Genomic DNA, 23,187 nt, shown 5'->3' on the forward strand with positions numbered 1-23,187 from the left:
ATGTTTGAGAGTGATGTAATTCTGAATGGTGGTCAAGCTTCCCATGATCTTTCCCTCCTTTTCTTTATGTTTGAGAGCGATGTAATTCTGAATACTGGTCACCCCATGGGGTACATGTAATGAAGAAAAGGCGAAGGGTGAAGAGATGAACTAAAAATATCCCGAAACGCTAGGTTGCAGGTACCAGGATTTTCCATTAAAACTAGATACTGTGACTAGAAAAGAGGTGACGATAAAGTTGGAGCCTGTCACGAAGTGACCTTTAGAGGAGGACTGAAACATGGGCACATATTTGAATCCTGGAAATAAAGGATTCAAAAGAATCGTTAATGGGGAATATGTTGATAAAACCGGGCTGATCAGTCTGATTAACTCTGCAATCGGTACTACGAAGAATCTGATTTGTATCAGCAGGCCCCGCCGTTTCGGGAAATCCTACGCGGCGCAGATGCTGTGTGCCTATTATGATAGAAGCTGCGATTCGCGGGATTTGTTCGCGAATCTGGAAATTGCAGAGAAACCAGATTATGGCGATTATTTGAATAAGTATGATGTCATATATCTGGACATGACAAACCTCCTTGGAAAAGTAAAGCCGGAAGAACTGGTTCCCTATATCGAGCAGAAAGTCCTGACAGACATCCAAAAAGACTATGACGGAGTAGAGGTTGACGGATCCTTTGATGAAGTGCTGATCCATACAGTGGAACACACCGGCAGTCCGTTTATCATGATCATTGATGAATGGGACGCACCGATCAGGGAAACACCGGAAATCGAGATTGAATATCTGAAATTCCTCAGAATGCTGTTTAAAGGCAGCGGGACAACTTCCCGAATCTTTGCTGCTGCTTATATGACAGGTATCCTCCCCATAAAAAAGGACGGGTCGCAGTCGGCAATATCAGATTTTGAGGAATACTCCATGCTCGATCCCCGTTGTTATGCCGATTATGTCGGATTTACCGAGGATGAAGTTCGTACTCTGTGTGAGAAAAAAAGGGGGAATTTTCAGAGCATCAAAAAATGGTACGATGGTTACACCGTGGGATTACAGCACTCTGTATATAACCCCTATTCTGTGATGCAGGCTGTTGACTCCGGGAAATACAGATCTTATTGGAAAAAGACTTCCGCGGCAGAAACATTGATGACCTATATCGATATGGACATTGATGGTCTTCAGGAGGATATTGCCCGTCTGATCGCAGGTGAGAGCGTCACTGTGAACACTGATTTCTTCCAGAACGATGTTGAGACGTTTGCCGATAAAGACGATGTCCTTACGCTGCTCATTCATCTGGGTTACCTCACTTACGAGGAGGTGTCGGATTCCTACAGCGCAGAACAGGACGAAGAACTGACCGGTCTTGCCCACATTCCGAATGAAGAAATCCGCACGGAGTTCCGTCAGATTCTCCGTAAAGCAAAGCATCGCAGCCTGCTTGCTCTTGTTCAAAAATCGGATCAGCTTCTTGCCGATACTATTGCCGGAAATACGGCAGCTGTTGCAAAAGCGATACAGGAAGTACATGATTCCGAATATGCCCCGACATTTTACAATAATGAGCAGAGTCTCCTATACGTAGTCAAGCTGGCTTACCTTTCCTGTATCGACCAGTATGCCAAAGTAGAAGAACTTCCTTCCGGGCACGGTATGGCCGACGTGGTTTTCATCCCGAAAAGAAGATCTCCCCTTCCTGCACTGATCGTTGAGTTAAAATGGAACAAGAGCCCGGAAGGGGCAATCCGGCAGATTAAAGAGAACGGCTATCAGAATATCCTGAAGAATTACGGCGGAGAAGTGATTCTGGTGGGGATTAATTACGATGAGAAGACCAAGGTTCATGAGTGCAGGATTGAATCTGCCAGAAGCAGACTATGAATCCAGGTTCCAGATGGTTTAAAAAGTAAAAAAGAGAGCAGGATCAAATTCAGCGAAATCAGAATTTGAACTATGCATGCCTGGACAGTGGTTTGAGAGAAATATATTCACTTTAATTGAAATTCAAACATGATATTTAAATATGATATTTAAAAAGGAAAAAAGACAGAAAGAAGTATTTCTGCTTCTTTATACTATTCTGTTTTCCGTTTCTGCAGGAGTTATGCTCTGGTATTTCTCTGCAGCGGGAAAGCAGATGGTCTGGAAGGGCGACGGGCTTTCGCAGCATTATCTGGCCCTGTGTTATTACGCGAGATGGGGAAAGGCTGTTCTTGGCAGCCTTCTTTCGGGGCGCCCTGCTTTTCCGACCTTCAATATGCATATGGGATTCGGCTCGGATCTGTTTACGACCCTTCAGTATTATGTGATCGGAGATCCCTTCAGCCTGCCGGCAGTCTTCGTGCCGCAGCGGTATATGCTGGAGTTTCATGATACCATGATCGTGCTGCGCATGTATCTCGCAGGCTTAAGTTTTGACGGATACTGCCGCACCATGGGGCGCAGAGACCTGACCGGGAACCTCTGCGGGGCTCTGGTCTATGTCTTCAGTACCTTTGCCCTCTTTGGCATGCGTCATCCTTATTTCCTGAACGCCATGATTTGGTTCCCTCTCCTTCTGACCGGGGCGGAAAGAATCCTGCGGGGTTCGAAAGGGAGACTTTTTACCATCGCTGTTTTCCTGTCCTGCATCAGCAACTTCTATTTTTTCTACATGCTGGTGCTGATGACTGTGGTTTATGTTGTCTGGCGCGCCTGCCGGATTTTTCTCCGGTATACAAAGGGGGTGAAGGTACTCCTTCTCCTGGCAGGTAAGTTTTTGGCGCGCGGTGTCCTCGGCAGTGCTATGGGAGCGTGCTTTTTGCTGCCGATTCTGATCCGCTTTGTCGGAGATCCCAGGGCGGCCGGAGAGACAGTGTATGGAAAACTCTATAGCCTGTCTTACTATACAAAACTGCCGGAAGCCTTTGTCGCTTTCGGAACAGATGCCACACTGGAATACTGGACCTGCCTGGGATTCGGGGGGATCGGATTAGTCTGCGTCCTCCTGCTGATTCTGGATGCAGACAGGGAAAAGAAACTCCTTGATTTAAGACTTGCCTTTGCCGGAATGCTCCTGTTGACAGTACTCCCTTCCGCAGGAGCGGCCCTGAACGGCTTTTCCTACCCTTCGAACCGGTGGACTTGGGCTTTTGCCCTGCTGGCGGGATATATCACGGCGGTCATGATCCCCTCGCTTGCGAGGATCTCCTGGAAAAAGGCAGTGCTGCTGCTTGTATGTATCAACCTTTATGCAGTGGTCTGCTACCTGGCTCATGCCCACAGGAGTACTTACCCGGAGATGGCGCTGGCGGCAGTCGCAGTCCTCGCGTCAGTGTTTCTGCGCGCGGCAATCCGTGGGAATGGGAATGGAGCAGTTCTCACAGCGGCAAAGCCTGAGGCAGATTGCGCAGCCGCAGAATCTGAGGCATCCCCTGCAGCGGAGGGCAGTCCGATCTCCTCCTGCCCGGCAGCAGGCTGTCCGTCAGCCGCTTCCTGTCCGCTCGCGGAAAGAACAGGTCAGGAAAGCCCGGCGCAGGTGTGCCCGGCTCAGGGAAGTGCAGCTCAGGGAAATGCGGAAGACGGCAGATTATCGGACAGATTATCAGGCAGACTATCTGACAGATCAGCAGACTCTTACCGGGATTCTTACCGGACCCCCTACCGGATGACCTCTGTGTCTCCGGCGCTGAGCGCTGTCCTTTTGGCAGCAGTCATCGGGACTACAGCTCTGCACGCCTATGTGGACTTCATTCCGGGCCGGATGAACAGCAGTCTTGAGGAATATCATTCCAGGCAGTATATTGAAGCTATGCAGGCCTCCGATGCGGCGGGAATGAAGACTCTGATCGGAAATGACCGGTTTTACAGATATTCCGGAAGGAATCTGGCCAACAATTTTTCCCTGCTCCATGATGTGTCCAACACCCAGTATTACTGGAGCCTGTCAGACGGAGCGATCGAGCAGTTTTTTACAGAGACAGGACAGAGCAACGGCATGGTCCATCTGTACGACAACCTCGACAACCGGACGATGACAGACGAGATCGCAGGTGTCAGATATCAGATCCGCAGCGACGGCTCTCTCCTGCCTTTTGGATATGAGAAAGTGGAAGGGCTCCACTACGACAACAGGGAGCTTTTTGAGGAAAAAAAGGACGACCCGCTTCCGGTGTTCGCTTTTTCCATATATGAAAATCAGTACACGCTGCCTCTGGGCTTTACCTGTGCGAAATATCTTTCCAGGGAGACCTATGACAGCCTGACGATCCCGCAGAGGCAGGAAGCCCTGATGCAGGGGATCCTGCTGGAAGAAGAGGGGGGCAAAGAGAATACCCTTTCAGCCCTGAAGGAACTCAAGGGAGACGCGCTTTCCTTTACCGGAAGGACTCTCCCGAACAGAGCCCGCGCTGAAGAGGGGATCGAGATCCTGCAGAATGACGAAGCGGGCGTCTGCTTCGAGGTCCGCGACACAGAGAAAGCGGTTTTCCTGGAAAATACGGAGGAGACGGGAGGCTGTGAGACAGGAGTTCTGTTTACCGGTATGGACTACGCGGCGCTTCCGGATGTCTCTGCAGAAGAGCAGCTCCGCTGGACCAATACAGACCCGGTGGAGATCAAGGTGACGGCAAAACGGGACGGCCACACTGTCTCCACAAAGAAAGTGGCTTATACTCTTCCGGACAATCCCTGGAAGACGGGGAGGACGGATTTCCTGAGCAGCTGCGGTTATTCCGACCAGCCTCTGTCCAAGATCCGCCTGAAGTTTTCCAGACCGGGAATCTATTCCTTCCGGAGCCTTCAGGTGGTCTGCCAGCCCATGGAAGCTTATCCCGCTCAGGCGGAAGCCCTGCGGGAATATGTGATGGAGGAAACAGACCTGCATGAACTGCCGGGGAGCGGTGCGACCGACAGGATCACAGGAAAGGTGACCCTGCCGGAGAGACGGCTCCTGTGCCTGCAGATCCCGCGCTGCAGAGGGATGCGGGCCTTTGTGGACGGCCAGGAAACAGAACTTTTCCAGGCGGATACGATGTTTTCCGCTCTCCTTCTGGAGGCGGGGACCCACGAAATCGAGCTCCGTTACCGGACACCGGGCCTTGCGGCGGGCGCAGCAGTTTCCGTCATCGCGTTTGTGATCTTTTTCGCGGTTTTGTGCCGGCGGTCCAAAGGAAGAGGCGATCCGCAAAAGAAAAGCTGCTGACAATTGCAGCAGAAGCTTATAATTCCGAACAAATAAAAGTCTCAGATGGGGAAAACATGAAGGATCTGATCAGTATTATCGTGCCCTGTTACAATGAGGAAGAGTCTCTGCGGCTCTTTCACGAGGCGGTCAAAAAAACGGAGGCAAAGCTCCCGGATTACAGTTTTGAGATTCTGCTCGTGAACGATGGATCAAAGGACAGAACGCTGGAGGTCATGCGGGAACTGGCTCATCAGGACCCGGAGGTCAGCTATTTCAGCTTCTCGAGGAATTTCGGCAAGGAAGCGGCTATGTATGCCGGCTTCTGCCATGCCCGCGGGAAGTACGCGGCGGTCATGGATGCGGACCTGCAGGATCCGCCCGACCTGCTGCCCGAAATGCTTGAGATCCTCGAATCAGGCGAATATGACAGTGTGGCTGCCAGACGCGTGAGCAGGGCGGGAGAACCTCCCGTCCGGAGCTGGTTTGCCCGGCGTTTTTACAGCCTGATCAACAGCATTTCAGAGGCTGATATCGTGGACGGCGCCAGGGATTTCCGCCTGATGAAAAGGGAGATGGTGGACGCGATCCTGGCGATGGGTGAATCCAACCGTTTTTCAAAAGGAATCTTTGGCTGGATCGGCTTCCGCACCTACTGGATGCCCTATGAAAATGTGGAGAGGGTCGCGGGCAAGACCAAATGGAATTTCTGGGGCCTGTTCGGATACGCGATCGACGGCATCGTCAATTTTTCCCATGTACCTCTGGACATCGCTTCCTGGTTCGGGATCCTGATGACCATGGTCTCCTTTCTGGCGATCGCCTTTATCGTGATCCGCAAACTCCTTTTTGGAGATCCGGTCGCGGGCTGGGCTTCGACAGCCTGTATCATCACTTTTATCGGAGGCATCCAGCTGCTCTGCCTGGGCATCATAGGCAAATATCTCGCGACTGTGTACCTGGAGGTCAAAAAAAGACCCCACTATATCATCAGCGAGAGCAGCCGGGAGGATGTAAAAAAGGTAGGGTGATCCGTAGTAGTAGGGTGATCCGTAGTAAATGAAAATGAAACGCGGCAGCAAAACCGCATTAACAGGGGAGGACAGCTTGCAGGCATGACATTCCGAAAAAGACTGCTGGTGGCATTTTCCACGGTCATCGTGGTGCCGCTTCTGTTGTTTGCAGTCACCTTTTTAGCGCTGGGCAATTATCTGATCGGCGAGGGAGGCGAACTGCAGGGGTATACTTCCATAGTGGGCGGCTTTGACGACTATGAGTACAAGGCGGAGGAGCTGTATCAGGAGGCCTGGGCAGACAGGAAGTATCTGCAGGATGTGGAATATCTGGGGAAGCTTGCCTCGGAGATCCGCGACAGGAACCTCTACCTCGTTGTGCGGCGCAACACAGATCTGTATTTTGCCAGTGACGAACAGATGGCGGCCGCAGACCTGGATGTGCTCCCTCCCTTTGATGAAGCGAGGATGAACGAGCGCCGCGGAGGCGCCTTTCTCCATGTGGGCAGACGGAGCCTGATGGTCAGGCAGGTGGATTTTTTCTTTCCTGACGGAGCGGAGGGAAGCCTGTTTGTCGTCACCAGGATCATGGGACTGATCTCAGGAAAATTTCTGAGCGGTCTCGTCGTCTCGATGCTCACGATCCTGGTTTTCACAGCCTTTCTGCTCACCCGATGGCTGGAGAGCAGTATTTTTACACCGATCAGCGCGATCAATATCGCGATGAACAATATCCGCGACGGCAATTTTACCTACACCCTGTCGACGGGCGAAGAGGGCGAGATCGGCGAGCTCTACCGCAATTATGAGGACATGCGCCTGCGGCTCAAGGAGTCCGCGGACGAGAAGCTGGAGAGGGAGAAGCAGAACCGGGAGCTGATCAGCAATATTTCCCATGACCTCAAGACCCCGATCACATCGATCAAGGGTTATGTCGAAGGCCTTATCGACGGGGTCGCCAACACACCGGAGAAGCAGAAAAAGTATATACTCACGATCTACAACAAGGCCAACGACATGGACCGCCTGATCGATGAGCTGACCCTCTACTCCCGCTTTGAGAGCGACCGCATCCCCTACAATTTCCACAGGATCAATGTCGGAGATTATTTCGGCGACTGTGTCGAGGAGATCGGCATGGACATGGAATCCCGCGGCTTCGAGCTCAATTACACGAATCTTGTCTCGCCGCAGACCATGATCGTCGCGGATCCCGAGCAGATGAAACGTGTCATTAACAATATTGTGGGAAATAGTGTAAAATATATGGATAAAGAGAAGGGCCGGATCGATTTCCGCATCCTCGATGAGCACGACAGCATCCGCATCGAGATCGAGGACAACGGACAGGGCATTGCCGCCCGAGACCTGCCCAAAATCTTCGACCGCTTTTACCGCACCGATTCCTCCCGCAATTCCTCCCGTGGAGGGAGCGGGATCGGCCTCTCCATCGTCCGCAAGATCATCGAGGACCACGGCGGATATATCTGGGCGACCAGCGTGGAGAAAGAAGGAACCTGCATGCATTTTGTCATCCGCAAATACATTCCCAATGAGTCGGATTCCGGAGACTCCGTGGTATCCTCGGAGACAGAGGAATCCATGGAGGATGACATTTAATGAGTATAGCAGGACAAAAAGGATTCCTGAAGGACGACTGGACATGGAGTTCTGAAAGGATTCCTGAAGGACGACCGGACATGGAGTTCTGAAGGATTGAAGTTCATGGATCCCTGTCCTTCCCGGACAGCGGGGAAGAATAGAGACGAAGAATAGAGACTGTGAAGAGAAAGGCAGAGAAGATAAGAGGCAGGAAAAAAGGAGTAAAAATATGAGCAAAATACTGATCATTGAAGACGAAGAAGCAATCGCGGATCTGGAAAAGGATTATCTGGAACTGAGCGGATTTGAGGTGGAGATTGAGACCCGGGGCGACAAGGGCCTTATGGCAGCTCTTCACAAGGATTTTGACCTGATCGTACTGGACCTCATGCTTCCCGGGATCGACGGGTTTGACGTCTGCCGCAAGATTCGTGAAAAAAAGGACGTCCCGATCCTCATGGTGTCCGCCAAAAAAGATGACATCGACAAGATCCGGGGACTGGGACTCGGCGCCGACGACTATATGACGAAGCCCTTCAGCCCCAGCGAACTCGTGGCCCGCGTCAAGGCGCATATGGCCCGTTACCAGCGCCTGGTTGGAGCAGGACAGAAGTCCAACGACGTGGTCGAGATCCGCGGACTCAAGATCGACAAAACCGCCCGCCGCGTCTTTGTCGACGGGACAGAAAAGAACTTTACGACTAAGGAATTTGACCTTCTCACCTTCCTCGCGGAGAATCCCAACCACGTCTACAGCAAGGATGAGCTCTTCCGCCGGATCTGGAATATGGACAGCGTCGGCGACATCGCGACCGTAACCGTCCATATCAAAAAGATCCGTGAAAAGATTGAATTTGATACCTCCCATCCTCAGTACATCGAGACAATCTGGGGCGTGGGCTACAGATTCAGGGCATAAGCAGCCATAAAGATCAGCATCTGCATAACAGAAAAAAACATATAGATAATCATCTGCATGCCGGAAAACCGTGTAGACTGCCATCTGTATAACGCTGTATAACAGAAAAAACTATATGGATAATTATCTGCATGCCGGAAAAACATTATAAAGTATCCTCTGCATGGCAGACATAAATACAAAAAAAACAGCTGCATCGATGAAAAAGAAAAGCAGGAATAAAAATATCGAAGATAATACCGGGAAAAATATTGGAGAAAAAACCGGAAAAAATATCGGAGAAAATATCAGGGAAAATATCGGGCAAAAAAGTACGGAAACTCGCGTGATGCGCCTGGACCGCCTCCTTGCGCAGGAGGGGTTCGGGACACGAAGCGAGATCAAAAAAGCTATACGCAGCGGCAGAGCTGCTGTGAACGGAACAATTGAAAAAGATCCCGGACGGCAGATTTCCTCTGATGACGAGGTACGGTTTGACGATAATGTAATCGCCCGCGCGGAGTTTGTCTACTATATGCTCTATAAGCCTGCGGGAGTGATCACCGCGACAGAGGACAGCCGGACAGCCACTGTCCTGGACCTTCTGCGCACGCCGGAATCTTCAGGAAGTCCGTCAGAGAGACAGCCCGCTCAGTCTTCCAGGGCTGTTCAGCCCGTTCTGCGCCGGGACCTTTTCCCGGTCGGACGGCTCGACAGGGATACCGAGGGTCTGCTCCTCATCACCGATGACGGACAGCTGGCCCACCGCCTCCTGTCTCCCGGCCGGCATGTGGATAAAGTCTATTACGCAGTAGTGACCGGACAGGTGACAGAGGAGGACAGGCGCCGTTTTGCAGAGGGGCTCTGTGTGGATGAATCGCTGACAGCTATGCCCGCCCGCCTTCTCTCAGCGGCGGAAGCAGCCCGGGAAACAGAGCAGCTCTCGGGCCTCATCCCGGAGGACCCGCAGCAGCTGATCCCGCCGGGAACCACTTCTTTTTCCCCGGTCCTCGTCACGATCCGGGAGGGAAAATTTCACCAGATCAAGCGCATGTTCGCCGCCGTCGGGAAGGAAGTCCTGTATCTCCGACGCCTTTCTATGGGACCGCTGCTGCTGGATGAGGCACTGTCTCCAGGCGAATTCAGGGAACTGACACAGGAAGAGATCCGGCTTCTCAGGGAAACATGACGGAGAGGCAGATCATCTGCCTGAGAGGGATTTTGACAGGGGAACGGCTGGGATAATCGTGAAACGTGTGAATGCGGTCTATGATCGATAAAAAACGAAAACAGGAAAGATGAAAAAAGAAAATAAGAAAGGGACCGGGCAGGATAAAGCCAAGTCAATTCTGTCCGGATGGAAAAAATCGATTTGCGTTTTTGCTGCTGTCCTGACAGCTGCGTGTTTTCTTGGCTCATGCGGTCCGGAACCCGGGCCCGGGGAGAGCGCGGGCGCCCTGTTTGGAGAAGGACAGCCTTTAGAGGAATCTTCAAAGCCGGAAGCGCAAAGCTCCCAGAGTTCTGTGCAGCCCGGAGTGGAAGCAGGGAACACAGCCGGGTCAGCAGGCGGAAATACAGCAGCTTCTGTGGGAGCGGCGGGGGAAATGCCGGATGCAGCACAGAACGGTGTCTCCGGCCAGGGATCAGACAGTGCTTTGTCTGCGGGAATCCGGGGTACGGTCTCGAAGATGGACAGTGGAAAGCTGGCAGAGCTGGAGGCTTACCTCAATGAGGAAAGCAGCTACGGCTTCCTGCTCTCCTCCTATGAACAGCCTCAGGAGATCGACCTGAACCAGGTCTTTTATGCCGGCGCAGGATTCGAGCAGAAAGGAATTACTGAAAAAGAAAGAAAGCTCCTGGTGGAGCGCATGCCGGTAAAAGAGATCACGATGCCTGTCAACAAGGTGAGAGAGGAAGATGTCGAAGCTCTTTTAAAACAGAAGACAGGCCTGTCTCATGAGGAGTTTCTGCATCCTCTCGGAGACCTGGAGGAATGGGCTCACATCGGCAGATATAACAGCTGGTATACTTTGAACGCGGAAACAAACCGCAAACAGATCCTGTGCACCGACGCCTGGGAGCAGGGAGATCAGGTCATCGTACATTACCAGCTTGGGAAACCGGTCATCCATCCCTTGCCGGAAGACCCGAAAGAATCCTCAGGACCTGAAAAATCCGGAAGGGCTGAAAAAACCACAGGGACTGAAAAAACCGCAGGAACTGATAAGCCCTCAAAGACTGAAAAATCCTCAGAAGCTGAATTTTCCGGAACATCAGAAACAACCGCTGCTTATGCCGGCACCGCACAAACGACAGCGGATGCGGACATGGCCGCAGAAATTGCCGGCACCGCGCAAACGTCAGCGGATGCGAGTATGGCCGCAGAAATTGCCGGCACCGCAGAAACAGCAGCGGATGCGAATATGGCCGCAGAAATTGCCGGCACTGCAGAAACAGCAACGGATGCGAATATGGCCGCAGAAATTGCCGGTACAGCGGACACTATTGCGGAAGCGGACATCGACGAGGAAAAAACGACCGCTTTTTACAGACCCTTTTATGAAGCACGGCTCAAAAAAACCACAGATGGCTGGCAGTTTTGTTCCAACATCCTCTGGGTGCAGAAGGACCTCATCGAGGCCCAGTCTTACTTGGCAGAGCTTGATGATGAGGGAGAAGTCCTTTTCGCTCCCTTCTTTCCGGACACATCCGTATCAGGAAATGCGGACGTCTCTTTTGGTCTGGTCCGCCGGCATGCCCTGTTGGCCCTGCTTGACCCCATGGAAGAAGGAAACATCCGGACAGACCTGACTTTTGAAGGCGTCGATGCCGTGGATTTCACAGATTACAACGGCGACGGGTGCCAGGACATCCTGACGGTCTGCAGATATACCAGAACCGGCAGCGACAGCAGGAGAACGAACGGGATCCGGGAGGCAAGAGTCTATACCGGGCAGAAAGAAGGTTTTCCTGTCCTCAATCTCAAAAAGACAGAGGAAGTGAATAAAAACGTCCATACCCTGGACATTACGGACATCACTCAATATCTCACCGGCGAGTCCGACGGCAGTACAAAAAAATATAACTCATGGAAAGAGGCTTTTGCAGACCGCATCCGGCATACGGACAAAAACGAATACGACGGTTTTGCCCTGATCTATCTCAACGACGACCGGGTGCCCGAACTCGTACAGGCCGGCGCGACTTCCGCCAAGGGAGCGACCGTAGTGGTTTACAAAAACGGATCCCTTCAGGAGACCTGGCTCAACCGCCGTTCCTTCCGCTATCTCGAATACGAAAACCTGCTCTACAGCGCCTCGGGCATGGAAAACCTGCACTTTGACTCTTTTTACAGCATTACCGGAGGCCAGCTGGGCCTGTCCGTGCAGGGATACTATGGAAACAAAGAATTCGCTCGGGTACGGTATGATGAGAAGGGAAAGGAAATCTACAATTATTTCTGGGACGGAGGAGAAGTCTCACGCAGCGGTTACAGTGACGGCATCATGTTCGTATTTGACTTGTCCAGAGCAAAGACCTGCGGAGAGGGCGAAAACATCCTCACCGCAGAGGAAATGCTGGAAAAACTGAAATAAGTAACAGATTTTAAACGGGGACGGCTCTTTGTCTTTTCTTAATCCGCATAAAGCGGACCAGTCTGCTCCCTGCCTGTACTGCTGTGAAGCGAGTCATTTTAAACTGGTCAATAAAGCTTAAACGAGCCAATAAACGAAGCAATAGAGCTTAAACAAATCAATAAAGCTTAAACGAGCCAATAAACGAATTAATAGAGCTTAATCGAGTCAATAAAGCTTAAACGGGTCAAAAAACTTGAATGGGTAAATAGTTTTAACGAGTCAATGAAAAGGAGGCTCTGGTACGAAGATGAAAATCATCGATATTCTGAATCAGAAAAAAGTCACATTGTCGTTTGAAGTATTTCCTCCCAAAACCGAGGAGGCGCTTTTGTCCGTGGAGAAAGCGACGGAGATCATCGCTGCTCTTCGCCCTGATTTTATGAGCGTGACATATGGAGCCGGCGGGGGTACCAGTAAACACACCACCAGGATCGCCGCGGATCTGGAGAAGAAATACGGGACGAATGTGCTGGCGCACCTGACCTGCGTCTCTTCGACGAAGGAAACTGTCAGAAAGATGATCGATACCTACAAGGAGCATGGAATCAGGAATATCATGGCCCTGCGCGGCGATATTCCCGCTGAGGGACGCTCCGTTTTTGACTACAACTATGCGTCCGAACTGATCTATGACATCAAATCCCACGACGGGGACTTCTGCATCGGCGGCGCATGCTACCCCGAGGGGCACGTGGAAAGCGCGAGCCAGGCCGAAGATATCCGTCATCTGAAGGAAAAAGTGGATGCGGGCTGTGACTTCCTTACGACCCAGATGTTTTTTGACAATTCCACCATGTACAGCTTCCTTTACAGGATCCGGGAAATCGGAATCGAAGTTCCCGTCGTCGCCGGGATCATGCCCATCACGACGAAAGCTCAGGTCAAGCGGACCGTCGCCCTTTCTGGAGCGACCATTCCCCACCGCTTCCGCGCAATGGTGGATCGCTTCGGTGACGATCCTCAGAAAATGAAACAGGCCGGAATCGTCTATGCCGCGGAGCAGATCGTCGACCTGATCGCCAACGATGTCAGCCATATCCACGTTTACACCATGAACAAGCCCGAGATCGCGGCGGGCATCCAGAGCAGCCTCTCAGCGCTGTGGGGCTGAGATAAAAGCCCGGTTTCACTACGAAACAGACCAGGAAATAATGAATGTGGACAAAAGAGAGATTTACCGCTATCTGGGTTATCAGGGCCGAGTCCCGGATGAAAATGTCCTCAGGGAAGTGGACAGGTGCCTGGAGGAGCTTCGGGAGGCAGTGACACCCAGATTCGTCTATCGGCAGTATCCTATAGAAAGATTTTTTACGGACAATATAGAAAGACCTTTTTTGGACGAAAAACCGGGGGCCGAACTTTTTATAGAAAAACCTTTTTTGGACGAAAAACCGGGGACGGAACTTTTTATAGACAGACCTTTTTCGGAGGAAAAACCGGGGACAGAACTTCTGTCTATCGCCGGTATGAAGATTCAGAGCAGGAGCCTGTGCCGCAATCTGCGGGATTGTAAGAGTGCATATCTGATGGCTGCAACTCTGGGGATTGGTCCGGACCGCCTGATCGCAAGGGCGAGCGTGGCTAAGATGAGCCGGGCGGTGATCCTGCAGGCGGCGGCCGCCGCCATGATCGAAGCCTGGTGTGATGAAGTCAATCAGAAGATCATAAAAGAGGCGGAGGACCAGGGGCTTTACTGCAGACCCCGATTTTCTCCGGGGTACGGAGATTTTTCCCTGGAATATCAGAAGGACTTTGCGCAGATCCTGCGCATACAGAAAGAAATCGGAGTGTCTCTGACGCAGAGCCTGCTTATGATGCCGTCAAAATCCGTCACAGCCGTCATAGGCTTGTCCCCTGTAAAAAAAGAATGTGCGCTCCACGGCTGCGAGGTCTGTTCAAAAGCCGAAGAATGCAGTTTTTCCCGTATAAAGGCTTTGGAACAGCAGCCATAGGGTACTGAAGCAATTCAGCCTGATACTGACTCAATACAGTAAAGATATACGAAAAGATAAATGAAACAATAAATGAAATAATAAAACAGGCAGCATTCAGGCAGACAAAATCATAATATTTTACAGCCGTAGTAATTAATAAGTCCTTTTAGTGCCTCTGCTGCTGAGCATGGAGAACTACGAATGCCAGATAGAACACTTATGAGCACAGAAAAAAAAGAACCCATCCTGCCGGATCCTTCCGGCAGGCGGCCCCTGCTGGAACGGCTCGGCAGGGAGTGGCTCTTTTTTGACGGCGGGACAGGTACGATCCTGCAGGAAAAAGGACTGAAAGGCGGGGAACTGCCCGAAAAGTGGAACCTGTCGCGCCCGGAGGATATCATCGATCTGCACTGCGGCTACCTGAACGCCGGATGTGATATTTTCAACACAAACACTTTCGGCGCGAATGCGCTGAAATACCCGGAGGATCTCAGCCAGATCGTGGAAGCCGCTGTAGCCCTGGCAAAGGAAGCCCGCCGCCGCACCGGCCGCGAGGATGCCTATATTGCGCTGGACATCGGTCCGACGGGGCGTCTGCTGGAGCCTCTCGGAGACCTTCCCTTTGAAAAGGCTGTAGACCTCTTTGGCGAGGTCGTCCGCATTGGAGCGGCAGCCGGAGCAGACCTAGTCCTCATTGAGACCATGAGCGACAGCTATGAGTCCAAGGCGGCAGTACTGGCGGCAAAGGAAAATTGTGACCTTCCGGTCTTGATCACCAACGTTTACGACAGCACCGGGAAGCTCCTGACCGGAGGCACCGTGGATTCCACCGTAGCGATGCTGGAGGGACTGCGGGTCGACGGTCTCGGCGTCAACTGCGGCATGGGACCCGAGCAGATGATCCCGATCGTAAAGCGGATGACCGAGACTGCTTCCGTTCCCATCCTGGTCAATCCCAACGCAGGTCTTCCGCGTACAGAAAACGGAAAAACGGTCTACGACGTGGATCCGGAGACCTTTGCTCAATGGATGAAAAAAATCGCCGCCATGGGCGTGCAGGCCATTGGCGGCTGCTGCGGAACAACGCCGGAACACATTCGGCGGACCGTGCAGTGCGTCAGGGGGACTGCCCCTGCGGCAGGCCATGAGGCACTGGAAGTACAGGGAGAGCAGGGCGTCCCCTTTGTTCCGAACACCCCGAAACACCGCACAGTGGTCTCTTCTTTTTCACAGGCAGTGGAGATCGGGGAAAAACCGGTCATTATCGGTGAGAGGATCAACCCCACCGGCAAAAAGAAATTCAAAGAGGCCCTTCGCGAAAACAACATTGAGTACATCCTGACGGAAGGGCTGAATCAGGAGGAGAGCGGCGCCCATATCCTGGACGTCAACGTTGGCCTGCCCGAGATCGATGAACCGCGGATGATGGAGACCGTAGTCACCAGGCTCCAGAGCATCCTGGCCCTGCCTCTGCAGATCGACACCTCCGACCCCGCCGCGCTGGAGCGCGGGATGCGCCTCTACAACGGCAAGCCCATGGTCAATTCGGTGAATGGGAAAAAAGAAAGCCTCGAGGCTGTTTTTCCCCTTGTCAGAAAATACGGAGGCGTAGTCGTCGGCCTTGTTCTGGACGAGAGCGGGATTCCGGAGACTGCGGACGGCCGCATTGCGGTCGCGAAAAAAATCTATGAAGCCGCCGACCGCTATAGTGTACCCCGCGAGGATGTCGTGATCGACGGCCTGGCTATGACAATTTCTTCTGATACGAAGGGCGCTCTGGTCACCCTGGAGACCCTCCGCCGCGTCAGGGACGAACTGCACGGGCACACGATCCTGGGCGTCTCCAACATTTCTTTCGGCCTGCCCCAGCGCGCCATCATCAATGCCCATTTCCTGACCATGGCTCTGCAGATGGGCCTTTCCTGCGCCATCATGAATCCAGGAAATGAGGATATGATGTGCGCCTACCGTGCCTTCCTCGCCCTCTCGGACATGGATCCCCAGTGTATGGGATATATCAATGCTTATGCCAACGCCCAGAGGACAAAGGTGACGACAGCCGGCCTGCCGGCCCGGAATTCCATGGCAGATGGAAGGAACGACGGCACCCCCGCAGCAGACGGCAGGAACGACGGGAACTCCGCGGCAGGCGGCAGGAATACCGGAATCGATGCCGCAGATGGCAAAAACGGAGCCGGCGGAACCGGAACCGGATCCGGATCTGCCATGTCCCTCGGTCCATGCATAGAACGCGGCATGGGAAAAAGCGCGGCGGATGCCGTGCGCAGGCTCCTTGACAGCGGAATCCCCGGATTGGAGATCATCAATAATGAACTCATCCCTGCCCTCGACCGCGTCGGCAAGGGCTTTGAAAAAGGGACCATCTTCCTTCCCCAGCTTCTGATGAGCGCCGAGGCGGCAAAGGCTGCCTTCGAGGTGATCAAGGAAACGATTCAGGGAGGAGAAGGAGAAAGCAGAGGCCGCATCATTCTCGCCACCGTCAAGGGGGACATCCATGACATCGGCAAAAACATCGTCAAAGTCATGCTTGAAAACTACGGCTATGACATCCTCGACCTCGGCAAAGACGTCGCCCCCGAGACCATCGTGGAGACCGCGCTGAAAGAGAACATTGCCCTCGTCGGCCTCAGTGCCCTCATGACAACGACAGTGGTCAGCATGGAAGAAACCATCCGCCTGCTCCGCGAAAAGAAACCGGATACCAGGGTAGTGGTCGGCGGCGCGGTCATGACGCAGGAGTACGCTGATGCCATCGGCGCGGACTGCTACGCGCCGGATGCCATGGCGACCGTCCACTATGCGGAGAAAATCTTTGGTTAGAAAGGAGTCTGAAATGGGAAAACTGAAACTGACCTGGAACGGACACAGCTGTTTTACATTGGAAGAGAATGGCTATGCCATTGTCCTGGATCCTTATGAGGATGGTGCAGTCCCCGGCTTCGGTCCGCTGAAGCTCACAGCGGATGAGGTGCTGTGCAGCCACGGACATGGGGACCACAACGCAGCCCAGTGTGTGAAAATTCGCAAAAACAGCGGAGGAGCGAAGAATCCTTTCCGGATCACGGAGATCCACTCCTTCCATGATGAAGAAAAGGGAACAAAGAGAGGGAAAAACACGATCCGCATCTTTGATGACGGACAGTACAGGATCGCCCACATGGGCGATATCGGCTGCGTGCCGACCGCAGACCAGAAAGAACAGTTGAAAGGCATTGATGTCATGCTGATGCCGGTCGGAGGATTCTTTACTCTGGAGCCTGAGGACGTATATGCGCTGGTTAAAGAGCTCTCTCCCCGCATGCTCGTCCCCATGCACTATCGCGGAAAAGGCTTCGGCTATGATGTCATCGCTCCCCTGGAGAAATATACCGCCATGTGCGATGATGTTGTCCGCCTCGAAAAAAATACCCTTTCCCTGCCCGAAGACGAGGGAAAAGGCACTTTTGTCCTCACACCGCCTGTCAAATAATGACAAAATAACTACAGAATTGCTGCAAATAGCAGTTCTTCCGCACTGATCAGTAAATTGCGATCCTGAGACAGAGAGTTTCGGAGCAGGCACTGTTCAATGCGGAAGAACTGATTTTACTTTACAATGATCCCGCCGCCGATCACACAGTCGTCCGCGTCATAAAAGACAGCGGACTGGCCGGGGGCCGCGGCGCGGACCGGATCATCAAACAAAATGCGGACACAGCCGTCCGCCTGCATTTCGAGCAAAGCATCCGCTGCCTGGTGATGGTAGCGGATCTTTGCTTTTGCGGGGATCTGCTGTCCCGGATCCATGCCGGGGATCGAGAGGAAATTGACATCCCGGCACAGGACTTCTCGGCTGAACAGGGCGGGCTCGTCGGACAGGACGACCTCGTTGGAATCGGCCCTGATCTCCTTGACATAGATGGGGTGTCCGAGAGCGATCCCGAGACCCTTGCGCTGCCCGATCGTGTAGTGCGTGATGCCCTTGTGCGTGCCCAGATAGTTCCCCTCTTCGTCCACAAAACAGCCGGGCCCCGGGACTTTTAACCCGCCAGCTCCACTGCCCGCAGAGTCTCCAATCTCTTTACTGCCCGCAGAGTCTCCAATCTCTTTACTGCCCGCGCTGCGTCCGCTGTCCTCATTCAGGCGGCTGTTCACGTTATCAAAGACTATTTCCCTGTTCCTTTTTTCCGCATACTGCTCGATAAAATCAGCATAGTGGCCGTCCGTCACGAAACAGATTTCCTGGGAATCGGGCTTCTGTGCCACAGGCAGCCCCGCTTCCAGAGCGATCCTCCGGACTTCCTCCTTGGTGTAGTCTCCGAGGGGCATCAGGGTGGCGGCCAGCTGCTCCTGGGAAAGTTTATAGAGCATATAAGTCTGATCCTTGGCGGCATGCCTGGCTTTTTTGACAGTGTAACGGCCGTTTGCCAGACGGACGACATGGGCATAGTGGCCGGTGGCAACATAGTCCGCCTCCATGACCTTTGCCGCATAAAGCATCTTTTCCCACTTCACATAGCGGTTGCACTCAATGCAGGGATTGGGCGTCTGTCCTTCCAGATAGCTCCGCACAAAAGGATCCACAACTTTCCCGGAAAAATCTGCCACACAGTTCAGTGCGTAGTGGCGGATCCCCAGCCTGTGGGCTACCCGCTGTGCGTCATCGATCTCACAGCAGCGGCTTTCGGAGCCGTCCCCCGCGTCCCAGGTCCTCAGCGTCACACCGCAGACTTCATACCCTTCTTTTTGCAGCAGATAAGCTGCCGCGGCGCTGTCCACACCGCCCGACATTCCTACCAGAACTCTTTTCATCAGCATTCTCCTGTCCAAATAATAATGACACCCCTATCATAGCATATGCGGACTGGAAAAACACCATGGCGTGCTCCAGGCCATCGGAAAGGGCCATCGGAAAGAATTTCGGAAAGGGCCATCGGAAAGGAAACAGGAGAAGATGACTGTTCTCTGTCTTTCGAGAAAAGGAGACAGAGAATCGTTCCCTGTCTCCGTGAGATCAGTCATATTAAGATTTAATCCATGTCCTTCAAAAGGCCGTGTTTTTCATAGGTTGTCACGCGGAAGGGCTTGTTGTTGTCATCGACAAAGACGACGTTGGGGTGGTGCTCTTTTGCTTCTTCAGGTGTGATCTGGCAATAGCACATGATAATGACCTTGTCTCCCACGCAGACGCAGCGGGCGGCGGCGCCGTTGAGGCAGATCATGCCCGATCCCCGTTCTCCTGCTATGACATATGTCGAAAAGCGGCTTCCGTTGTCGACGTCGACAATATCCACTTTTTCATATTCCAGGATTCCTGCCGCATCCATCAGATCTTCGTCGATGGTGATGGAACCCACATAGTCCAGTGCGGCCTGTATGACAGTTGCGCGATGGATCTTGCCTTTCAGCATATTCAGTACCATTTATTTCAGCTCCTTAACGATGAAGTTGTCGATGAGGCGGGTTTTTCCGATGTAGACAGCCATGGCGACAAGGACGGTGCCCTGCATCTTTTCAACCTTCTCAAGTGTATCCATATCAACCGCGTCCACGTAGTCGATGACAGCCAGGGGCTCTGTCCCGATCTCAGCCTTCATGGCGTTCACGATAACGCCTGCGTCCTTTTCGCCGTCCTCTGCCATCTTCTGTCCCAGTCTGACGGCTCGCGACAGGATCAGGGCAGCCTTGCGCTCTTCGGGATTGAGGTAGGTATTGCGGGAGGACTTTGCCAGGCCGTCCGCTTCGCGGACAATGGGACAGCCTACGATCTCGATGCCGTAGGACATGTCGCGGACCATCTTGCGGATGATGGAGAGCTGCTGGGCGTCTTTCTGGCCGAAAAATGCCTTGTCGGGAAGGACGATATTAAAGAGCTTGGAAACAACTGTGCAGACACCGCGGAAGTGGATGGGGCGGGTCTTGCCGCAGAGCTGTTTCGGCATATCGTTGAGGATCTCCACGAAGGTCGCCGCGTTTTCCGGATACATTTCAGCGACGGAAGGATGGAAGACCATGCTGCATCCGTGCTCCCTTAAGAGCGCGCAGTCGTGTTCGAAATCCCTGGGGTAGGTCTCCAGGTCTTCGCCCGGGCCGAACTGTGTCGGGTTGACGAAATCCGAAACGACTACCCTGTCGCACATGGAGACAGCGCGGTCCACCAGGCTTGCATGTCCCTCGTGTAAAAATCCCATGGTCGGGACCAGGCCCACGGTCAGTCCCTCTTTTTTCCACTCTCTCACCTGTTCCCGCACTTCGCGGATCGTTTCTGCGATGATCATTTTTGTATTATTCCTTCCTGTTTTAATGTGCTCTGCCAGGCTCTTTAATGCGCTCTGTTAAGCTTTTTAATACGTTCTGTCCAGCATTTTTAATGGGCTCTGCCAGGCTCTTTAATACGCTTTGCCCAGCATTTTTAATGCGCTCTGCCAAGCTCTTTAATACGCTCTGCCAAGCTGCGCGAGGAATTCCTCAGAGCTGTCGCTCTTGACAAAGGACTGGGCTTCCGTCGGGAAGACTCCCTCTTTGACTTCTTTGTCATAGGATTTGAAGGCATCGATGATCTGGTCACCGATTTTGGCATACTGCTTGACGAACTTGGGAACAAAGCTTCCGAACATGCCCAGAAGATCCTGGCAGACCAGGACCTGCGCGTCGCAGCAGCTGCCCGCACCGATCCCGATCGTGATGATGTCGAGCTTTTTGGTGATCAGGGCTGCAAGCCTGGGCGGAACACACTCAAGTGTGACTGCAAAGGCACCGGCTTCCTGGACAGCCAGGGCGTCTTCGAGGACGCGACGGGCGTTCTCCTCGCCCTTGCCCTGTACCTTGAAACCGCCGAAAGCGTTGGCGGACTGAGGGGTCATTCCGACGTGGCCTACTACCGGTATGCCCGCCTCTGTGATGGCCTTGATCGCGGGCGCGACGGTCTTGCCGCCCTCCAGCTTGATGGCGGCGCAGCCCGTTTCTTTCATGATGCGGCCGGCGTTTTCCAGGGCCTGGGCGGGGGAGATCTGATAACTCATAAAAGGCATGTCTACAACTACCAGAGTATTCTCGCATCCGCGCACAACGCTCCGTCCGTAGATGATCATCTCGTCGACCGTTACGGGCAGCGTATCTTTATAACCCTGCATGGTCATTCCCAGGCTGTCGCCGACCAGGATCATGTTTATGCCTGCCGCCTCCACCAGGCGGGCCATGGAATAATCGTAACAGGTGACCTGGGAGATCTTTTCTCCCCTCTCCTTCATTGCCTTCAGTGTGATTACTGTGTTTTTGCCCATCACTCGGACTCCTTTCCTAGTACCTTTTTCATCTCTGTGTAATCTGTGTCCGGATGCTTTTGCTGCGCTGCCGCAAGCAGCTTTTTCGAAACCGTGCGGTAAAGCTCCCTGTCCTCGACTGTCGGGAACGCGTCGAGGTGGCTGTGCACGGTGCCGACATCATTTCTCTCCATAGGCCCGGTGAGTGCCCCCACAGGACCTTCCGAAATAATGTGCTCCATGTTGCTGCGTAGAAGAGGTGTGATCGCCTCAAGGGCATATGCGCGGGAAAAACCGCAGTCCTCAAGCAGGTCAAGACTTTCCTGCACCAGTGCACAGACCAGGTTGCTGGCGATCGCGCACGCGGCATGATAGAGCACCTTCCGTCCGGAAGGAATGATCTGGACCTGCGGCCCCAGAGCCTCAAGCCTCTCCTTCCATTCATTCAGATGCGCTTCACAGCCTTCAATGCAAAAAAAAGCATCCTTCAATTCCCTGTACGACGCATAACGGTCGCTGACCGGGAAAAGAGGATGGATGGAATAGCCCTCAGCACCTGTCTGCCCGATTCCGGGAAACGCTTTCTGCGCCGTCATGGAACCGCTGCAATGACAGATCTGCCTGCCTTTAAGATCGTAATCTTTCAACTTTTCAAATATTTCTGTGATCACTCCATCGGGAACAGTTAGAAAGACCGCGTCACAATCCGCGACAAGCCTGCCGGGATCATCATAGCACTTGCTTTCTGTAAACTTCGCTGCAGCTTCTGCTGATTCTTTGTGTCGGCTGTAATAACCGATCACCTGAAGTCCGCCTTCGGAAAAAACCTTTCCGAGAGAGAAGCCGACCTTGCCTGCTCCAATAAAGCCGATTTTCATTGTATCACACTCCTTCCTGTCGGATACAGATTGATAAAATTCCGTTCCATATTCATTACGCGGGGGTGTGACGCAGTGACACTGCTCCTTCTGTGGAGGTAATGCAGAGCAATCTGGTACAGTTTCATGATTACATGAATACCATCCATCTTTGAATATATTTGCACATATCTGTACAAACGTCAGGATTATAGCACCACATTGACCCACGGTAAAGCGACGGTAAAAAGAAAGAGTGGCTTTTTTGAGGTACATGTTGCCTCTTTTGCGCGCGTATCCCCCGACTGAAGACATGGGTATTACGCGATGAAGAATATAATTAAATGTCATAGGGACGGTTCTTTTGGAGGTGTCATAGGGACGGTTCTTTTGTATCTGTCCCCATGTTATGAATGTGGTGTCATTGGGACGGTTCTTTTGTATCTGTCCCCCTGTTTTTACCTTGTTGATTCTGTGAATTGTTGGGAACGGTCTAACATTGGTGTCATTGGGACGGTCCTTTTGTATCTGTTCCCCTGTTTTTACCTTGTTGATTCTGTGAATTGTTGGGAACGGTCTAACATTACCCCGGAGGTTGAAATGTCTGCCGGGGTAATCTGGTCCTGGTTAATGGGGATTTCGGATTATTGTTAGTACTCTCTAAGATTCATTTAAATGGCATTATAATGAAACTGCAAACTTTTCAGTCATGGCATATTGCAATTATTGCTTTGCGCTGTTAAAATATTTGTATCCCAGAGTATTCCGGAGAAAGGGTCATAGGGCCTTCTCCGAAGTGCTTTGTCATAGATGCGGTG

The 23,187-nt window shown here is 52.7% G+C and carries 16 protein-coding genes; 11 read left to right on the plus strand and 5 right to left on the minus strand.

The features are described 5' to 3' along the window. Nucleotides 1-280 precede the first annotated feature (280 nt). From BLT02_RS09750 to BLT02_RS09800, 11 genes are all read left to right on the plus strand, one after another. On the plus strand, nucleotides 281-1,885 hold the full coding sequence (locus tag BLT02_RS09750; RefSeq protein WP_092994463.1) for an AAA family ATPase: 1,605 nt from the start codon (nucleotides 281-283) through the stop codon (nucleotides 1,883-1,885). 223 nt (nucleotides 1,886-2,108) lie between these two features. Further along, nucleotides 2,109-5,186 (plus strand): YfhO family protein, encoded by a 3,078-nt coding sequence (locus BLT02_RS09755; protein WP_175453767.1) that lies wholly within the window; start codon nucleotides 2,109-2,111, stop codon nucleotides 5,184-5,186. Between the two features lie 56 nt (nucleotides 5,187-5,242). Continuing rightward, a complete protein-coding gene (locus tag BLT02_RS09760; RefSeq protein ID WP_092994469.1) occupies nucleotides 5,243-6,196 on the plus strand; it encodes a glycosyltransferase family 2 protein in 954 nt (317 codons plus the stop codon). A gap of 84 nt (nucleotides 6,197-6,280) precedes the next feature. Further along, nucleotides 6,281-7,798 carry a sensor histidine kinase gene (locus BLT02_RS09765; protein WP_092994472.1) on the plus strand — a complete coding sequence of 506 codons (1,518 nt, stop codon included), beginning with the start codon at nucleotides 6,281-6,283 and terminating at the stop codon, nucleotides 7,796-7,798. A 211-nt stretch (nucleotides 7,799-8,009) separates the two neighbouring features. Then, nucleotides 8,010-8,699, plus strand: a complete 690-nt coding sequence (locus BLT02_RS09770) for a response regulator transcription factor (protein WP_092994475.1) — start codon at nucleotides 8,010-8,012, stop codon at nucleotides 8,697-8,699. Between the two features lie 199 nt (nucleotides 8,700-8,898). Further along, nucleotides 8,899-9,867, plus strand: a complete 969-nt coding sequence (locus BLT02_RS09775; RefSeq protein WP_347474933.1) for a pseudouridine synthase — start codon at nucleotides 8,899-8,901, stop codon at nucleotides 9,865-9,867. A 109-nt stretch (nucleotides 9,868-9,976) separates the two neighbouring features. Then, on the plus strand, nucleotides 9,977-12,274 hold the full coding sequence (locus BLT02_RS09780; protein WP_092994478.1) for a hypothetical protein: 2,298 nt from the start codon (nucleotides 9,977-9,979) through the stop codon (nucleotides 12,272-12,274). A gap of 289 nt (nucleotides 12,275-12,563) precedes the next feature. Next, a complete protein-coding gene (gene metF / locus BLT02_RS09785; RefSeq protein WP_092994481.1) occupies nucleotides 12,564-13,427 on the plus strand; it encodes a methylenetetrahydrofolate reductase [NAD(P)H] in 864 nt (287 codons plus the stop codon). Between the two features lie 46 nt (nucleotides 13,428-13,473). Then, the gene (locus BLT02_RS09790) at nucleotides 13,474-14,268 is read left to right on the plus strand and encodes a vitamin B12 dependent-methionine synthase activation domain-containing protein (RefSeq protein ID WP_175453768.1); all 795 of its coding nucleotides are present in this window, start codon (nucleotides 13,474-13,476) and stop codon (nucleotides 14,266-14,268) included. 183 nt (nucleotides 14,269-14,451) lie between these two features. Next, the gene (locus BLT02_RS09795; protein ID WP_242869761.1) at nucleotides 14,452-17,091 is read left to right on the plus strand and encodes a homocysteine S-methyltransferase family protein; all 2,640 of its coding nucleotides are present in this window, start codon (nucleotides 14,452-14,454) and stop codon (nucleotides 17,089-17,091) included. Between the two features lie 13 nt (nucleotides 17,092-17,104). Next, entirely contained in the window at nucleotides 17,105-17,740 is a 636-nt protein-coding gene (locus BLT02_RS09800; protein WP_092994490.1) for an MBL fold metallo-hydrolase, read from the plus strand. 116 nt (nucleotides 17,741-17,856) lie between these two features. Here BLT02_RS09800 and mnmA read toward each other — a convergent pair whose 3' ends face one another. The 5 genes from mnmA to BLT02_RS09825 all read right to left on the minus strand — a co-directional run bounded on the left by mnmA (nucleotide 17,857) and on the right by BLT02_RS09825 (nucleotide 22,720). After that, the gene (mnmA, locus tag BLT02_RS09805) at nucleotides 17,857-19,062 is read right to left on the minus strand and encodes a tRNA 2-thiouridine(34) synthase MnmA (RefSeq protein ID WP_175453769.1); all 1,206 of its coding nucleotides are present in this window, start codon (nucleotides 19,060-19,062) and stop codon (nucleotides 17,857-17,859) included. A 218-nt stretch (nucleotides 19,063-19,280) separates the two neighbouring features. Next, nucleotides 19,281-19,673, minus strand: a complete 393-nt coding sequence (gene panD, locus BLT02_RS09810; protein ID WP_092994496.1) for an aspartate 1-decarboxylase — start codon at nucleotides 19,671-19,673, stop codon at nucleotides 19,281-19,283. After that, the gene (panC, locus tag BLT02_RS09815; RefSeq protein ID WP_092994499.1) at nucleotides 19,674-20,528 is read right to left on the minus strand and encodes a pantoate--beta-alanine ligase; all 855 of its coding nucleotides are present in this window, start codon (nucleotides 20,526-20,528) and stop codon (nucleotides 19,674-19,676) included. A 156-nt stretch (nucleotides 20,529-20,684) separates the two neighbouring features. Further along, nucleotides 20,685-21,533, minus strand: coding sequence for a 3-methyl-2-oxobutanoate hydroxymethyltransferase (gene panB / locus BLT02_RS09820; protein WP_092994502.1), 849 nt, complete (start codon nucleotides 21,531-21,533; stop codon nucleotides 20,685-20,687). Further along, nucleotides 21,533-22,720, minus strand: a complete 1,188-nt coding sequence (locus tag BLT02_RS09825; protein WP_347474935.1) for a Rossmann-like and DUF2520 domain-containing protein — start codon at nucleotides 22,718-22,720, stop codon at nucleotides 21,533-21,535. The genes panB and BLT02_RS09825 overlap by 1 nt, the downstream gene beginning before the upstream one ends. Nucleotides 22,721-23,187 lie beyond the last annotated feature (467 nt).

The sequence above is a fragment of the Sarcina sp. DSM 11001 genome (genome assembly GCF_900101015.1).
GTDB lineage: Bacteria > Bacillota > Clostridia > Lachnospirales > Lachnospiraceae > CAG-791.